Genomic DNA, 2,189 nt, shown 5'->3' on the forward strand with positions numbered 1-2,189 from the left:
GTGAAGGTGACCTTCTGCACCAAGGGATGGGCGACGAGAGCGGCACCGGCTTCGGTGTTGCCGGGCAGGATGTTGACCACGCCTGCCGGAATCCCGGCCTCGGCGACCAGTTCGGCGAACAATTCCCCGGTGAACGGTGTCAGCTCGGAGGGCTTCACGACTACGGTGTTGCCTGCAGCGAGAGCGGCGGGGATCTTCATCGCGAGGGAGATCAGCGGGCCGTTCCAGGTGATGATGACGCCGATGACTCCGTACGGCTGGTCGACGGTGTAAGCGAACTCGCTGTTGTTGGCGAAGGTGGACGTCACCTCGCTGGTGATCTTGTCTGCCCAGCCGGCGTAGTAGCGGGTCCACTCCACGGACTTACCGACCATGCCGGCGACGGCGGGGAGGGGCGTCCCGTTGTCGAATGCGCCCAGTCGGGCGAATTCGTCGGTGTTCTTCTCGATGAGGTCGGCAAGCACGAGCAGCAGGCGGCTGCGCTCGGCGGGCGGAGTGGTGCTCCAGATCCCGAAGGCGGCGTGCGCGGCTTCGACGGCGGTGTTCACCTCGCTGGCACCGGCAAGGGGAATCGTCGCGTCCACCTCGCCCGTGGCGGGGTCGATGTGGGCGTGCGTGCCTGCGGACCCGGTGTCGAGACGCTGGTCGCCGATGTGCAGATGGACCGACGGCCTGGTCAGGTCGAGGGCGGGCTTGCTGTCAGTGGTGGTGGTCATGTGATGTGCACCTTGATTCGGTCGTGGAACTGAGGGGATGAAATGCGGTGTCGGTCGAAGTCAGCGGATGGAGAACCCGGCGTCCACGGGAAGCGAGACTCCGGTGATCCATTTGGCCTTGTCGGAAACGAGGAACGAGATCGCGTCCGAGATGTCACCCGGTTGAAGAATGTCGATGGGCAGCGCGTTCTGCATGGTCGAGAGGGAGTTGTCGCCGCCGGCAGCGGCTTCCTCGGCGAGTCGGGCCATGGCGTCGTTCATCGTCATCCCGGACACCACACCGGTCGGATGGACGATGTTCACCCGAATGGAGTGTTCCGCCAGCGTGGCGGCCCACTGCTTGCACAGACCGACCAGTCCCCACTTCGACGCGGTGTACGCGTACGAGGCGACTGTGCTGTTGGCGACCGGTCGGACGCCCGCGGTCGATCCGGTCAGCACGATGGATCCACCTCGGCCCCCGGCGATGATGTGTGGAATCGCAGCACTGACCGTGTGCCACCCACCGGAGAGGTTGGTGTCGAGCACGTCCTGCCACAGCCGTGCGCGTTCGTCCTCGGGGCCGTCGGCGAACCGGACGATGCCTGCATTGGACAGAACGATGTCCAGGCGACCGAACTCCGCATGCCCCTGGTCGACTGCCGATTTCACAGCTGACGCATCGCGTACGTCGGTCTCGAAGGTGACAATGCGCCGTCCGAGTGCCTCGACTTCGCAGACAGTTTTCTCGAGGTCCTCGGGAGAGGCGTTCGGGTAGTCCATCGTCTCGATGTCCCGGCAGATGTCCAGCGCGATGATGTCGGCGCCCTCGCTCGCGAGGCGAATCGCATGCGAGCGACCCTGTCCGCGGGCTGCTCCCGTGATCAATGCGACCTTGCCCTCGAGGGGATTCGCGGAATCTGTCATCTTTCCTCCGTTTGTCAGTGGCGTTCTCCGACGCCTGTGCGATTGCGTCGGGAGACTGCTCGCCGCTTGCCTTGTGTCTCGACTCGCCGCCCTTCGCGGGCGTGTGACTCGGAGCACATCGGTATCGACGGTACAGCTTCGACATGCAATATGCAATATGCAATATGCAAAGCGTGGACTTCTGAACTCTCGCTCGGCGTGATCGGTCGGAATCGACGACCTTCGTGCCTGGGTGGCGGAGCGTCGTCCCGGACCGAGGCGCCTCGCTACGCCCCCGTCGCGTATCTCATTCCGGAATCTCAGTACCTCGTGACGGTCCCCCGAAAATGCGTGCGGGGTTCTGCGTCAGCAAGGCCTGCACCGTCTCCTTGGTGACGCCGTACCGCCCCAGCAAGTCCGTGAATTCGGTGACGAGGTAGACGAGCGGTGTCGGTGCGTCTGCGTCGAACTTCGACTTCGGGCCGATGTGCGCCGATACGGAATCCATCGAGAGGAAGATCCGATCCTGCAGGCCGGCGTCCAGCAGGCTGGCGATGAGCCCGGCGCGGACGGAGTCGGGCAAGAAGA

At 64.4% G+C, this 2,189-nt stretch carries 3 protein-coding genes; all 3 read right to left on the reverse strand.

Annotated elements, in window-relative coordinates; translation table 11 throughout:
* A partial coding sequence (locus WAW17_RS17460; protein ID WP_422334196.1) for an aldehyde dehydrogenase family protein occupies nt 1-716 on the reverse strand: 716 nt, incomplete at its 3' end.
* A 60-nt stretch (nt 717-776) separates the two neighbouring features.
* Nucleotides 777-1,622 (reverse strand): mycofactocin-coupled SDR family oxidoreductase, encoded by an 846-nt coding sequence (locus WAW17_RS17465; protein ID WP_422334197.1) that lies wholly within the window; start codon nt 1,620-1,622, stop codon nt 777-779.
* A gap of 286 nt (nt 1,623-1,908) precedes the next feature.
* The coding region (locus tag WAW17_RS17470) for a hypothetical protein (RefSeq protein WP_422334198.1) at nt 1,909-2,189 on the reverse strand (281 nt) is incomplete at its 5' end.

Origin of the sequence: Rhodococcus sp. (in: high G+C Gram-positive bacteria) (genome assembly GCF_049286785.1) — a bacterium.
GTDB lineage: Bacteria > Actinomycetota > Actinomycetes > Mycobacteriales > Mycobacteriaceae > Rhodococcus_F.

What these genes read in the sequence shown, in the direction of transcription:
- WAW17_RS17465 (WP_422334197.1), bottom strand. Translation starts at nt 1,622, where the DNA reads ATGACAGATTCCGCGAATCCCCTCGAGGGCAAGGTCGCATTGATCACG.